Annotated in this window: 17 protein-coding genes; 9 read left to right on the top strand and 8 right to left on the bottom strand. The window is 67.0% G+C overall.

Annotated elements, in window-relative coordinates; all coding sequences use genetic code 11:
* From KBZ07_RS06075 to KBZ07_RS06060, 4 genes are all read right to left on the bottom strand, one after another.
* Positions 1-869: aromatic ring-hydroxylating dioxygenase subunit alpha (locus KBZ07_RS06075; RefSeq protein ID WP_254930772.1), on the bottom strand; the 869-nt coding region annotated here is incomplete at its 3' end.
* A 64-nt stretch (positions 870-933) separates the two neighbouring features.
* Positions 934-1,746 carry an ABC transporter permease gene (locus tag KBZ07_RS06070; protein WP_254930771.1) on the bottom strand — a complete coding sequence of 271 codons (813 nt, stop codon included), beginning with the start codon at positions 1,744-1,746 and terminating at the stop codon, positions 934-936.
* Positions 1,743-2,477: an ABC-2 family transporter protein gene (locus KBZ07_RS06065; RefSeq protein WP_254930774.1), complete on the bottom strand. Its 735-nt coding sequence runs from the start codon at positions 2,475-2,477 to the stop codon at positions 1,743-1,745. The genes KBZ07_RS06070 and KBZ07_RS06065 overlap by 4 nt, the downstream gene beginning before the upstream one ends.
* A gap of 50 nt (positions 2,478-2,527) precedes the next feature.
* Positions 2,528-3,520: an ATP-binding cassette domain-containing protein gene (locus KBZ07_RS06060; protein ID WP_254930773.1), complete on the bottom strand. Its 993-nt coding sequence runs from the start codon at positions 3,518-3,520 to the stop codon at positions 2,528-2,530.
* Positions 3,521-3,615: 95 nt separating this feature from the next.
* Here KBZ07_RS06060 and KBZ07_RS06055 point away from each other — a divergent pair, with 95 nt between their 5' ends.
* From KBZ07_RS06055 to KBZ07_RS06045, 3 genes are read left to right on the top strand one after another with little or no spacing between them, the layout of a single operon-like run.
* A complete protein-coding gene (locus KBZ07_RS06055) occupies positions 3,616-4,311 on the top strand; it encodes a DUF4079 domain-containing protein (RefSeq protein WP_254930770.1) in 696 nt (231 codons plus the stop codon).
* Positions 4,311-6,266, top strand: coding sequence for a glycosyltransferase (locus KBZ07_RS06050; RefSeq protein ID WP_254930769.1), 1,956 nt, complete (start codon positions 4,311-4,313; stop codon positions 6,264-6,266). Before KBZ07_RS06055 ends, KBZ07_RS06050 begins: the two co-directional genes overlap by 1 nt.
* Entirely contained in the window at positions 6,263-6,961 is a 699-nt protein-coding gene (locus tag KBZ07_RS06045; protein ID WP_254930768.1) for an SDR family oxidoreductase, read from the top strand. Before KBZ07_RS06050 ends, KBZ07_RS06045 begins: the two co-directional genes overlap by 4 nt.
* Here KBZ07_RS06045 and KBZ07_RS06040 read toward each other — a convergent pair.
* A complete protein-coding gene (locus KBZ07_RS06040) occupies positions 6,921-8,099 on the bottom strand; it encodes an SAM-dependent methyltransferase (RefSeq protein WP_254930767.1) in 1,179 nt (392 codons plus the stop codon). The genes KBZ07_RS06045 and KBZ07_RS06040 overlap by 41 nt on opposite strands.
* 47 nt (positions 8,100-8,146) lie before the next feature.
* Between KBZ07_RS06040 and KBZ07_RS06035 the strand changes: the two genes are divergently transcribed.
* Positions 8,147-8,968: a TPM domain-containing protein gene (locus KBZ07_RS06035; protein WP_254930766.1), complete on the top strand. Its 822-nt coding sequence runs from the start codon at positions 8,147-8,149 to the stop codon at positions 8,966-8,968.
* Positions 8,969-8,973: 5 nt separating this feature from the next.
* On the opposite strand, the gene KBZ07_RS06030 is transcribed toward KBZ07_RS06035, so the two are convergent.
* From KBZ07_RS06030 to KBZ07_RS06020, 3 genes are all read right to left on the bottom strand, one after another.
* Complete coding sequence (locus tag KBZ07_RS06030) at positions 8,974-9,759, bottom strand: glycoside hydrolase family 104 protein (RefSeq protein WP_254930765.1); 786 nt, start codon at positions 9,757-9,759, stop codon at positions 8,974-8,976.
* 202 nt (positions 9,760-9,961) lie between these two features.
* Positions 9,962-11,035, bottom strand: a complete 1,074-nt coding sequence (locus KBZ07_RS06025) for a hypothetical protein (protein WP_254930764.1) — start codon at positions 11,033-11,035, stop codon at positions 9,962-9,964.
* The gene (locus tag KBZ07_RS06020) at positions 11,029-11,943 is read right to left on the bottom strand and encodes a TIGR04168 family protein (protein ID WP_254930763.1); all 915 of its coding nucleotides are present in this window, start codon (positions 11,941-11,943) and stop codon (positions 11,029-11,031) included. Before KBZ07_RS06020 ends, KBZ07_RS06025 begins: the two co-directional genes overlap by 7 nt.
* A gap of 47 nt (positions 11,944-11,990) precedes the next feature.
* Here KBZ07_RS06020 and nadA point away from each other — a divergent pair, with 47 nt between their 5' ends.
* The 5 genes from nadA to KBZ07_RS05995 form a co-directional block, all read left to right on the top strand.
* Positions 11,991-12,944: a quinolinate synthase NadA gene (gene nadA, locus KBZ07_RS06015; protein WP_254930762.1), complete on the top strand. Its 954-nt coding sequence runs from the start codon at positions 11,991-11,993 to the stop codon at positions 12,942-12,944.
* Positions 12,945-13,009: 65 nt separating this feature from the next.
* Positions 13,010-13,966 carry an aldo/keto reductase gene (locus KBZ07_RS06010; RefSeq protein ID WP_254930761.1) on the top strand — a complete coding sequence of 319 codons (957 nt, stop codon included), beginning with the start codon at positions 13,010-13,012 and terminating at the stop codon, positions 13,964-13,966.
* Between the two features lie 12 nt (positions 13,967-13,978).
* On the top strand, positions 13,979-14,965 hold the full coding sequence (locus KBZ07_RS06005; protein ID WP_254930760.1) for a ligase-associated DNA damage response exonuclease: 987 nt from the start codon (positions 13,979-13,981) through the stop codon (positions 14,963-14,965).
* Between the two features lie 7 nt (positions 14,966-14,972).
* Complete coding sequence (locus KBZ07_RS06000; RefSeq protein WP_254930759.1) at positions 14,973-16,598, top strand: ATP-dependent DNA ligase; 1,626 nt, start codon at positions 14,973-14,975, stop codon at positions 16,596-16,598.
* Between the two features lie 250 nt (positions 16,599-16,848).
* Positions 16,849-17,089: hypothetical protein (locus KBZ07_RS05995; protein WP_254930758.1), on the top strand; the 241-nt coding region annotated here is incomplete at its 3' end.

Below are 17,089 nucleotides of genomic sequence, written 5' to 3'. Positions count from 1 at the left end.
CCGATGTGCTGCAACCACACCGGCCGAGCCCGCAGCAGGAGCCTGGGCAACAGCGAGCGGAACTGAAACGGAAAGCGGGCAAACAAGCGGCATTCCCCAGCCCGGATCGGCGTGGCATACACAACCGTGAGAAAGCGGGCAAATCCCTTCGCCGTGAGGTCGTGCCACATCAGGCCCGGCGCCTGAAAGGTGGTGAACTGGCTGCCCAGGCGCCCCCGGCGCGGGCCCTCGGGCCAAGTGGCGGTGAACCCCTCCGGCCCGAAGCTTGTGAGCTCGGCCACCACCGGAGCAGCGTTCTGGCGCTTACCCACCGTGCGGTGGTGGGTGAAGGGCACATGGCTCACATCGAGCACGTTCTCCAGCAGGGTGAGGGCATCCATCGGCAGGTCGCGGAAGGTGTCCTGCACCAGCCAGCCGGGTTCCTCGAGCACGGGCACCAGCGGCAGGGGCACCGCCGCAGCCGCGGCATGGTCGCCGGCGAACACAAACAGCAGCCCCTGGGCGCTGGCTGTGGCGTAGCGGCGGCAGGAGCTGCGGGGGTTGGCGTCGATTGCGACTTCGGCCTGGGGGATCGCGGTGCAGCTGCCTTGGGCGTTGAAACTCCAACCGTGATATGGGCACTCCAGCTCACCCCTTTCGTTGAGGCGGCCTTCGCTCAAGGGCACGAGCCGGTGGGGGCAGACGTCGGCAAAGGCGCACCACTGCTGGCCAGCAGCGTCCCACCACAGCACCAGATCCATCTCCAGCAGGGTGAAGGCCGTGGGGCGGCGAGGGTCGAGGTCCTGCAGATAGGCCACCGGATACCAACGCTGCAACCAGTGCTCCTCCCTGATGCTGGAGGTGGGATTGGCAGGAGCGGGGATCACCATGGGGTGCGGCAGCAACTGGGGAGAGCCGGTGGATCGATGATGGCGCGCTGACCCGCAGCTCCGCTCAACTAGAAGCAGAGGTGTAGAAGCGCTGGGCGTAGCGCCACAGCAGGCGACTGCCAGCCAGGCAAAGCCCGGCGGCCAGCAAAGAACCGAAAGCCCAGATGGCCGAACCCCGCCCCAGCAGCGCCTCGGCGGGCACGGTGGTGAGGAAGGCCACCGGCAGCACAAAGGTGAACAGCAACCGCAGCGCCGGCGGATAGGCACTCACTGGGTAGCGACCCGCCACCAGGGTGTAGCGCAACACCTCGGTGGCATTCCACACCTTCACAAACCAGATGCTGAGGGCAGCCAACACAAACCAGAGGCTGTAAAGAATCACCAGGGCTGCAAGCAGCAGCGCCAGGGAGAGCAGCACGGGCCCTGCCGCCGGCAGGCCGGATGGAGCCCCAGGACCCTTGTTCAGCAGGGCCCAGGCGATCAAGCCAAGGCCAGCCAATATTCCTGGCAACCCCCAGGGCGACACGGTGCGGGCCGACAGCCAGAACTGGCTATCAATCGGCTTGAGCAGCACGTAGTCGAGGGTGCCGGTCTGCACGTGGTTAACGATGCGGCTGAGATTGGGCTGCAACACGCAGGTGGTGAACCCATCCAGCACGGTGTAGAGGCCCAGCACCACCAAAGCGCCGCTCCAACTCCAGCCCCCCAGCTGGGGCCCGCCACCAAACAGCAGTTGCAGCACAAAGACGCTGCCTGCCAGGTTGCCCAGCACCGACAGCAACTCGATCCAGGCATTGAGCGGGTATTCGAGTTCGGCCGCCAGGGAGGTGCCCCAGAAGCGGCGCAGGCTGCGCCAGTAGCGCGCAAACTCCCTCACGCGCCCATCGCCGAGTAGCGGCGCAGGCCCGCCCGCCACAGCCAGTGGCCGATCGGCAGCAGCAGCAGGCACCAGGCGGCGATCGCCCCAAAACCCAAAGCCACATTCACCGGTTCGCCGGCCAGCAGCCGGGCGGGGAAGTCGACCATCCAGGGGAAGGGCGTGGCCAGGGCCAGCCGCCGCACCGCTGGAGGAAAGGTGTCAAGGGGTGCAACTATGCCCGATAAAAACAGATAGGGAATCATCAACAGCCGGTCGAGGGCCGCTGCCCGCTCACTCCAAAAACAGAGGGTGGTAACGAGCACCTGCAGCAGAAAGCGCAGCAGAAAGGCCGCCACAATCGCCAGGATTCCCAGCAGCAAAGCCCCCGCTGACGGCAGCCACAGCAAGCCGGGCGCCGCCAGCCCCACCACCAGCACCATCACGGCCACAAACGGGATTCGCGACGCCTGTTCACTAAAATGGGCCGCCAGGTATCGCCAGAGCGGCGAAAGCGGCTGCAGCAGGAAGGGCGACAGGCGGCCCTGCAGGGCGTCGTCTTCGAACACCTGAATCAGCCAAACCACCGTGAACTGGCGCACCACAAAGGCAGCCAGGAAGTAGTGGCTGAGCTGCTGGGGTGAGAGGCCAGCCGCCGCCGCCGCGCCCGAGCCGCTCCAAACGCCGAGCATGATCAAGGGCAACACCCCAGATAGGGCCCAGAGGGCGATCTCGGCCCGGTATTCGAGCATCAGCGCGTACTGACTGCCCAGCAGCGCCCGCGCCACCCGCCATTCCCAGCTCACTGGGAAGCCCCGGAGTTTGAATCACGCTGGCGGAACAAACCGCCGATCAGCTCCTCCACCGGCGGATCACTCACCTCCAGATCCACCACCGCAAAGCGCTCCAGCAGCGCCGCCACCTGCTGGGCGAGCTGGGCCCGCGGCACCAGCAGCCGCACCAGGTGGCCCTGATGGGCCTCGAGCTGGCCGAAACCGGCAAAGGCCTCCGGTGGATGGAGGTCGGCAAGCTCCAGCCGCACCTGGCGGCAGGGGGCCAACCGCTGGGTGAGATCGGCCAGGGAGCCATCGTGGAAGAGCTGGCCCTGGTGGATCAGCAGCACCCGCGGGCAGAGGGCAGTGATGTCACCCATGTAGTGGCTGGTGAGCAGCACGGTGGCGCCGGTGCGGCGGTTGTAGTCGGCGAGGAAATCCCGCACCCGCGCCTGGGCATTCACATCCAGACCCAGGGTGGGCTCATCGAGAAACAACACCGCCGGCTCGTGCAGCAGGGCCGCCAGCAGTTCGGCCTTCATCCGCTGGCCCAGGGAAAGCTTGCGCATCGGTCGCCGCAGCTCCTGGCCCAGCTCCAGCATCTCGGCGAGTTGGCCAATACGCCGCTGGGCCTCCGCCTCCGCAATGCCGTAGACCGCGGCATTAACCCTCAGCGAATCGAGGGCGGGCAGGTCCCAGAGCAGCTGCTGGCGGTTGCCCATCACCAGGGTGATCTGGCGCAAGAAGCGGGCCTGACGCCGAAATGGCTGGTGACCTGCCACCTCCAGCTCGCCGCCGCTGGGGTGGATCAGGCCGGTGAGCATCTTCAAGGTTGTGGTCTTACCGGCGCCATTGGGGCCCAGGAAGCCAACGATCTCCCCCGGCTCGATCGTGAAGCTGATTCCATTCACCGCCAGCACATCGCGATGGCGTCGCCGCAGCAGATGTTGGATTGTGCCGGCCAGGCCAGGCTGCTTCTCGCTGATTCGGTAGGTCTTGCTCAACCCGCTGGCGCGAATGATTGGCCCTGCCACAACGTTTTGCAATCCAGCGCACCGTAGGCAGCCAGCTGGGCTAATTAGGGTTTAGGCACCGCACACCTACAGCCTCCAAGACGATGAGCAGCGTTGACTGGCTCTGGCTGCTCCATCCCGCCCTGGCGGTAGCCCTGGTTTTTCCGCTGCTGGGCGCTGTCTTGCAGCTGGCCCTCCAGACCCGCCGGCGCCGCCTCAGCCTGGGCAAGGCGCCGGCAAGCTCCGGCAGCGAACACACCGCCCTGGGGCGCTGGCTCACCAGCTCGGTGGTGGCCATCCAGTTGATTGCCTACGCGGTGGTGATCCTCACCCAGAAGCCCAGCCAGCTCGACGCCATGCGCAGCTCCCTGCTGCTGCTCGTGCTGGCTGGCAGCGTGCTGGCCCTGGTAGCTCTGTGGCGGGTGCGGCAAGCCAGCTACCGGGCCAGCTTTGCCCTGCTCTGCTGGATAGGGGTGATCGGCCTGGGCATGCAACCTGAAATCTGGCGGCTCAGCGACAACCCCCTCGATCCAGCCTTCTGGCAATCCCATTTCTGGGGCGGTATGGGGCTCACCGGCTTGCTGCTCTTCTCCCTAGCGGCCCGTCCGGAGATCCAGCGCCAACTGCGCTGGCGGCGCCTGCACCTAAGTGCCAACGCCCTGGCGGCCCTGATCTTTCTGGCCCAGGGGATCACGGGACCTAGGGACCTGCTGGAAATTCCCTTGAGCTGGCAAAAGGCCACCATCTGGAGCTGTGACTTCAGCTTGCGCGTCTGCCCACCCCCGGCTCCACCCGGCTGATGGCCCTGCCCTGGGCCGTACTGCTGTTGGCCCTGCTGGCTGGTCGCTACGTCTTTTGGCGCTGCACAGCCACCCTCAACCTCGATAGCCCCCTGGCTGCAGCGCTGAGCCTGCTGCTGCTGGCAGCCGAGCTCTGGCTGCTGGCCCACGGCTTCCTGCAGCTGCTGTTCACCCTGGCACCGGCCCAAAGACAAGCCCCGGCTAGCGCAGACCCCAAGCAGGCCGCCAGCTTGCCCTGGGTGGATGTGCTGGTGCCGAGCTACGGCGAGCCGATCGAGGTGGTGGAGCGCTGCCTGCGCGGCTGCCGCGCCCTCAACTACGGCCGCTTCCGCCTCTGGCTACTCGACGATTCCGGCAGGCCGGAGCTGGCGGAGCTGTGCAAGGGCTTGGGCTGTCACTACCGCAGCCGCGAGCGGCGGGAGCATGCCAAGGCCGGCAACCTCAACCATGTACTGCCGGAGCTGCAGGGCGAGCTGATCGCCGTATTCGACGCGGACGTTGTGCCGGTGCGGGGCTTCCTGGAGCGAACGGTTGGGCTATTTGATAGCCCCGAGGTGGGCCTGGTGCAGACACCCCAGACCTATATGAATGCCGATCCGGTGATCCGCAACCTGGCTCTGGAGCGTTGGTTGTTACCGGATGAGGAGAGCTTCTACCGCTGGATTGAGCCGGTGCGCCAACGGCTCCGGGCGGTGGTGTGTGCGGGGACGTCGTTTGTGGTGCGCCGCTCCGCCCTGCTGGCGGTGGGTGGCTTCGAGACGGGCACCCCCTCGGAAGACCTAGCCACCGGCATTCGGCTCACAGCCGCCGGCTGGCGTTTGCTATTCGTGCCGGAGAAGCTCAGCGCTGGCCTGGCGCCCCTCACCGCCGCCGCCTTTGCCCGCCAACGCTGCCGCTGGGCCAGCGGCACCCTGCAGACCCTGCGCACCGGTGCCAACCCCCTGCTGATCAAGGGCCTTAATCCGATCCAGCGGCTTGCCTTTCTCGAGGGAATCCTGCACTGGCTCAACGCGCTGCCCCAGCTGCTGCTGCTGCTGATGCCCCTTAGCCTGGGGGTGCTGGGCATCGCGCCGCTGCGCGTCAGCGGTGCCGGACTGCTGCAGATGGCCCTGCCCCTCTACGGCGCCCAGCTTGTGCTGGCTCGCTGGCTTACGGCCCACAGCCGCACCGCACTCACCAGCGAGCTCTACCGCCTGGTGGTGCTGCTGCCGCTGGTGGGAGCGGTGCTGGGCACCCTGCTGGGCAGGCCCCTACCTTTCCGGGTCACACCCAAGGCCCTGGCCAGCGGCCGCCAAACCAACCCCGAACCGCGTCTGCTGTTGCCCCTGCTGGCCCTGCTCAGCCTGCAGCTGGTGGCCTTGCTGAATCTGCTGCCCATCGCCAGCGGTATCCGGCTAGACCTATTGCCCGAGAGCAAGGCCACCCTGGCCCTCGGGGTGGGCTGGGCCCTAGTGAATGCGCTGCTGCTGCTGGCCGCCCTGCGCTGCTGCTGGGATCGGCCCCGCAGCGATGCCGTGCCCTGGCTGGCCTGGCGAGAGTCGGTGCAGCTAGCTGGCCAGCCCGCCCAACTGGTGGCCTTAAGCGAAGCGGGCCTCGAGCTTGAATTGGAGCAGGCATCGCCGCAGCCGGGGCAAGCACTCGAACTCACCACCAGCGACGGCCGTCGCTGGCTCCTGAGAATCGAGGCCTGCCGCGGCAGGCGCCTGGGCTGCAGCTGGGCACCGATTTCAAACGAGCTTGCGGAGGAGCGCCAAGAGTGGCTGCAACAACGGCTATACCGCCGCGATGGCCAGTGGCCGACGCGGCGGGCGCCAGCCGAACCGCTTGCCCTGGCTGTGATCCTGAGCCGGCTGCTGCGGCCGCTAGCAGCTGAAACCTGGCTGATGCGCAGCCTGCTGCCAGCTAATCCCCCAAACGAGCAACATGGAGCTGTGGTGGCGGAGATGCAGCGATGAGCCTGGTGGCAGTGACGGGAGCATCCGGAAAAACCGGCTGGCGTGTGGTGGATGAAGCCTTGAAGCGGGGCCTGGCGGTGCGGGCGATCGTGCGGCCCGGCTCGGTGCTGCCAGCGGCCCTGGCTGAAGCAGAGCAGCAAGGGCGGCTCGATGTGCGGCGCCTGGATCTCAGTGCCACCGAGGCCTTGCATGCCGCCCTGAGCGGCTGTGACTCCCTGGTGATCGCCACTGGCGCCCGGCCATCAGTGGATCTGGCCGGCCCCCTCAAGGTGGATGCCTTCGGGGTGCGCGATCAGATCCGCGCCTGTCAGGCGGTGGGCATGAAGCGGGTGGTGCTGGTGAGTTCGCTCTGCGCCGGTCGCTGGCAGCACCCCCTAAACCTGTTTGGCTTGATCCTGGTGTGGAAACGCCTAGGCGAGCGCTGGCTTGAAGAAAGCGGACTCGACTGGACCGTGGTGCGCCCCGGCGGCCTCAGCGAGGACGACAGCCGCAGCGAAAGGGAGGGGGTGGTTTATTCCGGCCCCAACCAGCAGGAGAGCAGCAGCCTGCCCCGCCGCCTGGTGGCCCGGGTGTGCCTAGAGGCCCTGGAAACCCCGGCCGCCAGCGGGCGGATCATCGAAATCACCAGCAGTCCCACCCAGCAGCCCCAAGCCCTCAACCAATGGCTGGAGGCAGCGATCCCGGCTCCCGGCTGAAGCGGGGCAGCACTGGGGCCACACCCCGGCCGTAGGCCAGCCAGCGGAAATCTCCCAGAGCCACGGGGTCTACCAGCCGCAGCAGGGCCTCGCGCCGGGCCAGCACGGTGGCCAGGGCAGCCGGGGCCTCCTGCTGCAGCCCGTGCAGCCGCTCGGCCAAGCCCAGAGCGAGCAGGGCCTGGCCCTGGCGGCACTGGCCCAGGGGCAGCCAGCCGCTGGAGGCGGCGGCGGCATCGACGCTCTCAACACACAAATGGGCTGTGAGATCCCAGGCGCCTGGCTCCAGCAGCGGATCGCCGCTGGCCTGCTGGCCCCGGTATGCCATCAAGGTGCCGCCAGAGCGCTGGGGGGCGTAGTAGCGCCAGGCCTCTAAGGCGTAGTCGATCACCAGCAGCTGGCCCTCGGCCACGGCTGCGGCGCATTCAGCCAGCCAGGGGGCCAGGCCCGGGTGCAGCTCGCTGCACCAGCCGGAAGGGCGCTGGGGCGCTGGGGGCAGGAGTCCGAGGGGCTCGAGTTGGGCGGCCGCTGCCGGCTCCAGGGGCTCGCCGGGCTCCAGCCGCAGCGAGAGCTCCGCCCCAGGGCCATCGTGCAGCGCCACCACTTGCTGGCGCCAGAGAGCCCCGTCCCACTCGATCCGCTCCACCGCCAGGGCATCGAGCACCTCATGGGCGAGCACCACGCCGCGCAGCGGTGATGCCGCCAGCTCGGCGAAGCTGGCCCAGCGACAGGGCAAGGGGCAGTCCTGCAGCAGGGCTCGCTGACGGGCCGCCATGCCCTCGTTGGGCTCCACCAGCACGAGCTCCAGGCGCTGGGCCAGCTGGGGCCAACCAGCCACCAGGGCCTGGGCCAATTGCAGGGCCAAGCTGCCCTCCCCTGGCCCTGCCTCGACCAGGGCCAGGGGCCCGGGACCGGCCGCCAGGGCAGTGAGCCACTCGGCCAGCTGGGGTGCCAGCAGGGCCGCGAAATCAGGGCCGAGGGAGGGGGCGGTGGCGAAATCCCCCGCCGGGCCGATGCGCAGCCGGCCAGCCCCATAGGCGCCGTGCAACGGATCGTGCAACACCCATTCCATGTAGGTGCGGAAAGGGACCGCTGCGCCGACGGCCTCGAGGCGCTGCAGCAGCCAGGGGGGCAAGCTCACGTTCAGACGCCTGCTCAGGGAGAATGCATCTTCGCTGAGGCTGGTGAATGGGTCGCGCTTGGAACGCCGTGCTGCCTGCGCTGGTGTCGCTGTTGCTGGTGTTGGCCTGCTGGCTGGGTGTGGGTATCGCTCCGGCCCAGGCCTACGACAACCCCGACCTCCTACCGGACCACCCCACCCCGGTGATCGACCTGGCCAAGGCCCTCACCGATGGTCAGCGCATCAGCCTGGAAGAAAATCTCACCCGCTTCGAGGCCGATACCGGCTGGAAACTGCGGGTGCTCACCCAGTACGACCGCACCCCAGGCCAGGCGGTGAAGGACTTCTGGAACCTGGACGAACGCAGCCTGCTGCTGGTGGCCGATGAGCGCGGCGGCAACCTGCTCAACTTCAACGTCGGCGATGCCTTATTCGCCCTGATGCCCCGCACCTACTGGGTGGAGCTGCAGACCCGCTTCGGCAACCAGTACTACGTGCGCGACAACGGCCAGGACGCCGCCATTGTCGATGCCCTAGCAGCGGTGGAAATGTGTTTGGAGCGGGGTGGTTGCCAGGTGGTGCCGGGCCTGCCACGCGAGCAGTGGCTGCTCACCCTCTCCACTTCCATGCTCGGCGGCCTGGTGGCGGGCTTCGCTTCCTACCCGCGCAAAGAGGGTCGCAAGGTGGAGTGGGCCTGGGTGCTGCTGCTCTCACCTTTGTGGCTGATCCTGTTTGGCGCACTAGGCCTGGGCCCGATCCTGACCCGCACCAACGACCTGCTGCCGGTTGCCCGCAACACCCTGGCCTTCCTCGGCGCAGCTCTTGGCGCTTACCTAATCGCCGGAGCCACCGTAGGTAAGGCCAGGCTCAAGGATGCCGATCAGGGTTAGAAGCTTCAGCCGGGGTTTTGGCTGCGGCTGCGCGGTCCCAGCTTTTCAAGCCCCTCGAGCTGACAGCGCAAGGAGCCCGCAGGCGCACAGGCGGGCTTGATTTCAGCCCTGGCTATGGACTGGGGCTGCTGATCGCGCAGACGGCTGAGGTTGTCGTCGTAGAAGCGCTTGAGGTCGTGGAAGCGCTTCACCGGCTGGCCGTAGAAGCTGCGGCCAGCGAGGGTGGGAAAGCTGGCCCACTCGGGGGCCAATTTGGCAGCCAGCAAGGGCGAGAACACGCCTTGATCAGCCAGGGCCAGGGCACCACGACGCTGAATTAGGTAGACGGCGCCCTGGTCTTGGACCTGGGGGCCAAAGGCCTCGATTCCCAAGGAGCGCGTAACCATGGTCCAGGTGAAGGGCATGAACTGGTAAGCACCCGCCGCGGCACTGGCATAGCGGGCAGTGCGAACCACCCGGTCGGGATGGCGCTCCAGGGAGGGCATCAGGCCGCCACCAAACATGATCCGGTAGCCGATGTCGTCGCCATCGGCCCAGGTGCCTTCGGCGTAGCGAATGGTGTTGAGCAGGGCGCGGCGCTCAGCCGTGATCGCGAAGATCCGCACCGGTGGTGGGGGCAGGGGCAGGGCCAGAGCCGTGGGGAAGCTGGGCTGAGTGGGCCCGGATGCTTGGAGCAGCTCGGATGCTTGGAGCAGCTCAGATGCCTGGGCTACCGGAGCAGTCAGGGAAAAGGTGCCCAGGCCTACGGCCAAGGCAAGGGCGGATCGAAAACAGGTGCTGGGCAAGGTCATACCGGAGCGGATCAAACGGCAGACCGCCTGCAGGCGGCCAAATCTGAAATGCGAAGAAAAGATTTGTTTGTGCCAATTTGCCTATCAATCCACCCAGACAGGATGGAGTTAGTGCCAATCACATAAGTGTCTACCGGTGTCAACAACTACAGCAAACAGTTCAGATCACTGTGACCCAGGTAAATTGCGCCTGAATTTTTGACTAAAACGAACGGCCCGCTACAAAAGCTGCCAGCGCCTCGGCCGCCTGGACCGCGCCATCGCTAGCCAGTGGCTCACCATTGGGGGGCTGCAAGGGCTGGTCGAGCTGCCAATCCCCCTGGCGGGCCTGCTCCTGGCTGAGCAGCCGGTGCCAGCCGTGGCGCAGCAAAGCCGCCTCCAGCACGGGCGCTTCGGCAAAACCCTCGCGATGCACCAAATGCACCCCCACGCCGGCGCTCAAGGCCTCGCAAAAGGAGCTATACCCGGGCTTGGTGATTAGGCGGGCGCAGTACCCCAAAACCTCCAGCGGTCTCACCCCAGCAGGCAGCAGGCGGCAGTTGGCAGCTGAGGCCAGGCGGGGATCCGGGCTAATAAACACGTGATCGGGCCAGAGCTGCAGCAACTCCGGATCCAGGTCGTAGCCCAGCCCCCCAAAACTCACCAGCACGCAACGATCACGCTCTTCCGGCAACTGCAGCTGGCGGGCCAGGCTGCCTGGCTCAAGCCGGGGGCTGCCGGCGGTGAGCCCAATCGCCAGCTCGGGGATGCCCCAGTCGATCGGCATCGCCAGGGGACAGCGCAGCAACAGGTCGCCCTGGCGGTAGGCCGCCAGGCAAAGGTCGGCCCAGGGGCTGAAAGCGGCACCCATCGCCCCGTAGATAGCCTCCCAGCCAAAGCTGGCCAGCCAGATCAGAGGCGCCCCGAGGCCTCGAGCCAAGGCCGCCGCCGCTGGGGGCACGTCTGCAAGCACAAGCAGCGGCATCGCTTGGGCCGCCAGCCAGGCCTGCTCAGCCGCCAGCTGGGCGGGCAGCTCAGCTTCCAGGGCCGATAGGGCGGCCAGGGTTGCCCCAGCGTCTGCTCCAAGGGCATCGGCCTGCACCACGCCCACGTCCCAACGACAGGGGCGGTGTTCAAAGGGCACGGGCCCCAGGGCAGAGCGCAGAAAGGCCTCAGGTAGGGCCGTGGACAACACCAAGCGCCAGTGGGGCCGCAGCCCATGCAGGGCTGTTAAAACGGAAGCGGTGCGGGAGCCATGGCCAAAACCATGGGCACTGACGCAGGCATAAATCAGCACGGCGCCAGTTCGGGAGCTGGGTTGGGGGCCGGGTTAGGGGCCGGGTTGGGAGCAGTCCAGAGGCGCTCTTCGTAGAGCAGCTCACCACCCAGGCCAAACCAGCGATGGCTGGCACTCACGACCTCCTGGCCCACCAGCTCCACCCAGCTGAAGTGCCGCAGGGCCTGGCCGGCGCCATCGGTGCCATGGCGGGGAACGCAGGCGGTGTTGAGGTAGGAGGTACCGGCCCGGTCGCGGCAGAAGCTTTGGCGATCCCCCTGGCCGCGCCTAAGGGCGTGGTGCATATGCCCAAACACCACCAACGGCACCGGGCGATTGAGGCGGATCTGGCGGATGGCCAGGGCTAGGTCGAGATCACCCCAGTCGCAGGCGGGTGGCTTCCAGTCGCGGCCGCAGGGGGAGGTGGCATCGCTGCCGAGTCCGGAGGGTCCGCTATGGCTCAGCAACACCAGGGGCCAGTCGGTGGGTGCGGTGGCGGCGGCGGCCGTGATCCGATCGGCCGACTCCTGCAAGCTCACCGGACCGAAGGCAGCCAGCGCCGCCCGAGAAAGCTTGAAGCCACCGCCGGCGGTTGCCGGCCGCCCCCCCACCACCGCCAGATCCGGCGGGCTCAGGGCTCGCATTTTCCAGCCGCAGTGAACCTCTCCCAGCAGGTCGATCTGGTGCTGCAGCGTGCGCCCAGAAGCGTCCTTGCCGGTGTCGTGGTTGCCAAGGATGCAGGCCACTGGCATGGGCAGTTGGCGCAGCAGGGCCGGAATTCGCTGCTGACCATCGCTTAGGTCGCCCACGACGAGCAGTGCATCGGGGGCCAGGCAGTCCAGCAGCGCATGGTCGCTGTGGTCCCATTCACCATGCAGATCTCCGGCGATGGCAATGCGGAGCGTTTTACCCCCGCCGGATACCGCCATCACTGCTGCCTAGGCTCATGCCATCCTGCATCAGCTGAGGCCCTCGGTTGGTTTTCACCGCCACCAATAACCACGCACCGCAAGATCTGCCCGCCGCTATCAGCGCCCTGAAGCAGGAGCGCAAGGCCGTGATCCTGGCGCACTATTACCAAGACGAAGCCGTTCAGGACATCGCCGACTTCATCGGCGACTCGCTAGAGCTCTCGCGCAAGGCCGCCGCCACCGACGCCGAGGTGATCGTGTTCTGCGGCGTTCACTTCATGGCGGAGACCGCCAAGATCCTCAGCCCGGACAAAACCGTGCTGCTGCCAGATCTGGAGGCCGGCTGCTCGTTGGCGGATGCCTGCCCGGCAGAGGAGTTTGCCGCCTTCCGCGCCGAGCATCCAGACCACATCGCCGTGAGCTACATCAACTGCTCGGCGGCAGTGAAAGCCCTCAGCGACCTGATCTGCACCAGCAGTAACGCGGTGGATCTGGTGAAGCAGCTGCCAGCCGACCGGCCGATCCTGTTTGCCCCCGACCAAAACCTGGGCCGCTGGGTACAGCGCCAGAGCGGCCGTCAGCTCACCCTCTGGCCAGGCAGCTGCATCGTGCATGAGACCTTCAGCGAACAAGCCTTGCTGCAGCTGAAGCTCGAGCACCCAGCGGCTGAGGTGCTGGCCCATCCCGAGTGCCAGCAACACCTGCTGGACCTGGCCGACTTCATCGGCTCCACCAGCGCCCTTTTGCGTCAAGCAGAGCAGAGCCCCGCCACCAGCTTCATCGTGCTCACCGAGCCGGGGATCTTGCACCAGATGCGGCTGAAGCTGCCCCAAAAGACCTTTTTCGAGGTGCCCGGCGCCGACGGCTGCAGCTGCAACGCCTGCCCCTACATGCGGCTCAACACCTTGGAAAAGGTGTGGCGGTGCCTCGATCGGATGGAGCCGGAGATCGTGATGGATGAGGCGCTGCGGCTAAGGGCCCTGGCACCGATCGAAAAAATGTTGGACATGAGCCGCTGAGCCGCCGCCAGGGCAGATACCTAAACAGAGAGTTCGCCTTAGGCAATGCTCCCTAAGGTGCCCCCATGCGCACTGTCACCTTCGCCAATAGCGACTCCATGCCCCTGCTGGGGCTTGGCACCTGGAAATCGGCTCCGGGTGAAGTGGGGGCCGCGGTGCGAGAGGCCATCCGGCTGGGCTACCGCCACATCGACTGTGCCAGCGTTTACGGCAACGAGCCAGAGGTGGGCGAGGCGATCCGCGGCGCCATCGATGCCGGCGAGGTGAAGCGGGAGGAGCTATGGATCACCTCCAAGCTCTGGTGCAATGCCCATGGACGGGACAACGTCGCAGCGGCGCTGCGCCACACCCTCACTGATCTCGGCCTGGCGTGGCTGGATCTCTATTTGATCCACTGGCCTGTGCCGATCAAGCAAGGCGTGGCCTTTCCCACCAGCGGCGATGACCTGCTGCCACCGGCGCAGGTGCCGCTCGAATCCACCTGGGAGGGAATGGAAGCGGCCCTGGAGGCGGGCCTCACGCGCCATATCGGCGTGAGCAATTTCTCCAGCCGCAAGCTCCACGATCTACTCGCCCACTGCCGGATCCGGCCGGAGGTGAATCAGGTGGAACGGCACCCCCTACTGCAACAGCCAGCCCTGGTGGCTGACTGCGCAGCCGAGGGCGTTCACCTCACCGCCTACTCGCCGCTCGGCTCCCAGGACCGGCCCGCCGCCCTCAAGGGCGCCGATGAACCGGTGCTGCTGGAAAACCCATTGATCGGCGCGATCGCCGCGGAACATGGCTGCAGCCCCGCCCAGGTGCTGATCGCCTGGCAGCTGCAGAGCGGCATCTCCACCATTCCCAAATCGGTGCGCCCGGCGCGGCTGCTGGAAAACCTGGCGGCAGCGGAGATCACACTCACACCGGCCGATCTCGAGCGGATCGCCTCGCTGGATCAGCACCTCCGCCTGGTGGATGGATCGTTCTGGCTGCTGGAGGGCGGCCCCTGGTCGCTGCAGACCCTTTGGGACGAAACCTGAGGACCTCTTCCCATGCCCCTCCCCACCGGCAGCCTGCTGGAGCACACCCCCCAGGGGCTCTACTGCCGGGCGGCGGCAGCCTGGATAGACCCCGTGGGGCCCGTGCCTCGGGCCCTGATCACCCACGCCCACGCCGACCACGCCCGGCCCGGCTGCGGCGAATATTGGGCGGTGGGGGCCAGCGAAGCAATCCTGCGGCAACGCCTGGGGGCCACGATCAACCTGATCCCGGTCGACTACGGCGCCGCCCATCGCATTGGTGAGGCCCGGGTGTCGTTTCACAGCGCGGGGCATGTGCTGGGCAGCGCCCAGATCCGACTGGAGGCGGGCAGTGAGAGCTGGCTGGTGAGCGGCGATTACAAGCGCTGCGCCGACCCCAGCTGCTCCCCGTTTGAGCCGGTGCAGGCAGACGTATTTATTACTGAGGCCACCTTCGGCCTGCCGATCTATCGCTGGCAGAACGGCGCCGAGGTGGCCGGCGAGATCCTGAGCTGGTGGCAGGCGGCGCCGGAGCGCCCTTCGATCCTCTTTGCCTATGCCTTCGGCAAGGCCCAGCGGCTGCTGGCGGAGCTAGCCGCCATCGGCGTCAAAGATGAGATCCTGTTGCACGGCGCCGTGGAGGCCCTGATGCCGGCCTACCGGGAAGCGGGGGTGCGGCTGCCGCCCACCCTGCCGGTGAGCGCAATCGCCAAGGGGGAATCGCTGGCGGGCCGCCTGGTGATTGCGCCGCCTTCGGCCCACCGCTCGCTGTGGATGAAGCGCTTCAAACTGCCGCAAACGGCCTTCGTGAGCGGCTGGATGGCGGTACGCGGCGCCCGCCGCCGTCGCGGCTATGAGCGCGGCTTCGTGCTGAGTGACCATGCCGACTGGCCCGGCCTGATCCAGAGCGTGCAGCAGAGCTGCGCCCGGCAGGTGTACGTGACCCACGGCAACAGCGAAGGCCTAGCCCGCTACCTGCGGGAGGTGGAAGGGATCAGCGCCGAACCGCTGGCGGGCTGAGACCGGCATGCGTCGCTTCGCCGATCTCTACAGCGCCCTTGATGCCAGCAGCGGCACCCAGGCCCGGGTGGATGCCCTCGTCGCCTACTTCAGTGGTGTTGATGCCGCCGATGGCGCCTGGGCCCTGCACGTGCTGCTGGGCAAGCAGGGCAAGCGCCTGATCACCGGACGGAGGCTGCGCCAGATCTGCCTGGAGGAATCCCCCCTGCCGGAGTGGTTATTCGACGACTGCTACGCCCACGTTGGTGATTCGGCCGAAACGATCACCCTGCTCTGGGCCCAGGTGGGCGCTGGGGCAAGCGAACCCCTGCAGCACTCCCTGCAGCACTGGATGGAGCAGCTGCTGCCGGCCGCCGCCGCCTTAGAGGGCAGCGAGCAGGCAGAAGCGGTGCGGCAGCTTTGGCGGGGCCTGAGCAGATCCGAACTGCTGGTAGCCAACAAGTTGCTCACCGGTGGCCTGCGGGTGGGCGTGGCCCAGGGGCTAGTGGTGCGCGCCCTGGCACGCCTCAGCGGGCTGGAGGAAGCGCAGCTGCAGCACCGGCTGATGGGCGGCTTCAAGCCCAGTGCTACCGCCCTCACCGCCCTGCTGGCCCCAGCCGATGGAGCCGAAGCGGTGCCCAGCCGCCCCTACCCCTTTTACCTGGCATCGCCCTTGGAGCAGCAGCCGGCCGGCGCCGCCAGCGACTGGCAAGCGGAGTGGAAGTTCGACGGCATCCGCGGCCAGCTGATCCGCCGCGCCAACGAGGTTTTTTTATGGAGCCGTGGCGAAGAATTAATCGGTGACGCCTTCCCCGAATTGCTCGCAGCGGCAGGGTGCCTGGCCAACGGCACCGTGCTCGACGGCGAGATCCTGGTGTGGCCCGCAGGCTCCGACCAGCCCGCCCCCTTCGCCCAGCTGCAGCGCCGCCTGGGCCGCAAAGCGCCAGGGCGCAAGCTGCTGGCCGAGTGTCCGGCGGCCTTCGTGGCCTACGACCTGCTGGAGCTGGGGGGCGACGACCTGCGCCAGCGCCCCCTGAACCAGCGCCGTTCAGCCCTGGAGGAGCTGCTCCAAGACCTGCCTGAAACGACACCCACCCTGGCAGCCGGGCTCCTGCGCCTATCGCCCCGCCTACCCCTAACGGCCTGGGAGCAGCTGGAGCCGCTGCGCTTGCAGGCCGCCAGCGCCGCCGCCGAAGGCCTGATGCTCAAGAGCATGGCCTCGCCCTACCTGGCCGGCCGCAAGCGGGGCCAGTGGTGGAAGCACAAGCGCGATCCCTACACGCTCGATGCGGTGCTGCTCTACGCCCAGGCCGGCAGTGGCCGCCGCGCCAACCTGTTCACCGATTACACCTTTGGGCTCTGGAACGCCGAGGGGGAGTTGGTGAGTTTCGCCAAGGCCTACTCCGGCCTCAACGATGACGAGATCACGGCGCTGGATCGCTGGATCCGCAGCCACACCAGCGAGCGCTTCGGGCCAGTGCGGGCGGTGCAGCCGGTGCAGGTTTTCGAGCTGGCCTTTGAGGGGCTGCAGCGCTCCAGCCGCCACAAGAGCGGCATCGCCGTGCGCTTTCCCCGCATAGCCCGCTGGCGCCACGACAAACCGGCCAGCGAAGCCGACACCCTGGCTATCGCCCTGGGGTTGCTAGACCAGTGAAAGGGGTTTAGGCCGGCAAAGCCATATCCAGCCAAGCCATATCCAGCCAAAATGATGACTCGGGGGACAGCCGCCCACGATCTCTGGCCATGTCGGCCTATCACAAAGCCATTTTTACGCCCTCGAAGCGAGGGGGGCTTGAGAGATTGTGCAGATAGCGCAGTTTCTGCTGGTTGGACCACGTCTTGGACGTCCATGAGTCAAAAATGAGGGGGGGTTACAAAGCTTCATAAATACCGCGGGTTGTTTGATGAGCTACCAGATCCTCCCACTCCTAACCGTCATAGACGAGGGCCAAAGCCTGACGACGATGGTTCACACCACCGGTGTAGCCGCGGGAACGTTGCTCTACTGGTCGCTCGGCGGCGCCAACATCACCGACAATGATTTCGCTACTGGCGGCCTCACGGGAGAGGGAACGGTCATTACCGATGCCAGCGGTAAAGGCATGCTTTCCCTCTCGCACCGGATCGCCAACGATGTGCTCACCG

The organism is Cyanobium sp. BA20m-14, from assembly GCF_024346295.1.
This window is presented reverse-complemented; position numbering and strand designations above follow the sequence as displayed.

Coding starts and splice junctions, on each gene's coding strand:
- KBZ07_RS06065 (WP_254930774.1), bottom strand. CDS start 2,477: ATGCTCGAATACCGGGCCGAGATCGCCCTCTGGGCCCTATCTGGGGTG.
- KBZ07_RS06055 (WP_254930770.1), top strand. CDS start 3,616: ATGAGCAGCGTTGACTGGCTCTGGCTGCTCCATCCCGCCCTGGCGGTA.
- KBZ07_RS06050 (WP_254930769.1), top strand. CDS start 4,311: ATGGCCCTGCCCTGGGCCGTACTGCTGTTGGCCCTGCTGGCTGGTCGC.
- KBZ07_RS06045 (WP_254930768.1), top strand. CDS start 6,263: ATGAGCCTGGTGGCAGTGACGGGAGCATCCGGAAAAACCGGCTGGCGT.
- KBZ07_RS06035 (WP_254930766.1), top strand. CDS start 8,147: ATGGGTCGCGCTTGGAACGCCGTGCTGCCTGCGCTGGTGTCGCTGTTG.
- KBZ07_RS06030 (WP_254930765.1), bottom strand. CDS start 9,759: ATGACCTTGCCCAGCACCTGTTTTCGATCCGCCCTTGCCTTGGCCGTA.
- KBZ07_RS06020 (WP_254930763.1), bottom strand. CDS start 11,943: ATGGCGGTATCCGGCGGGGGTAAAACGCTCCGCATTGCCATCGCCGGA.
- KBZ07_RS06010 (WP_254930761.1), top strand. CDS start 13,010: ATGCGCACTGTCACCTTCGCCAATAGCGACTCCATGCCCCTGCTGGGG.
- KBZ07_RS06005 (WP_254930760.1), top strand. CDS start 13,979: ATGCCCCTCCCCACCGGCAGCCTGCTGGAGCACACCCCCCAGGGGCTC.
- KBZ07_RS06000 (WP_254930759.1), top strand. CDS start 14,973: ATGCGTCGCTTCGCCGATCTCTACAGCGCCCTTGATGCCAGCAGCGGC.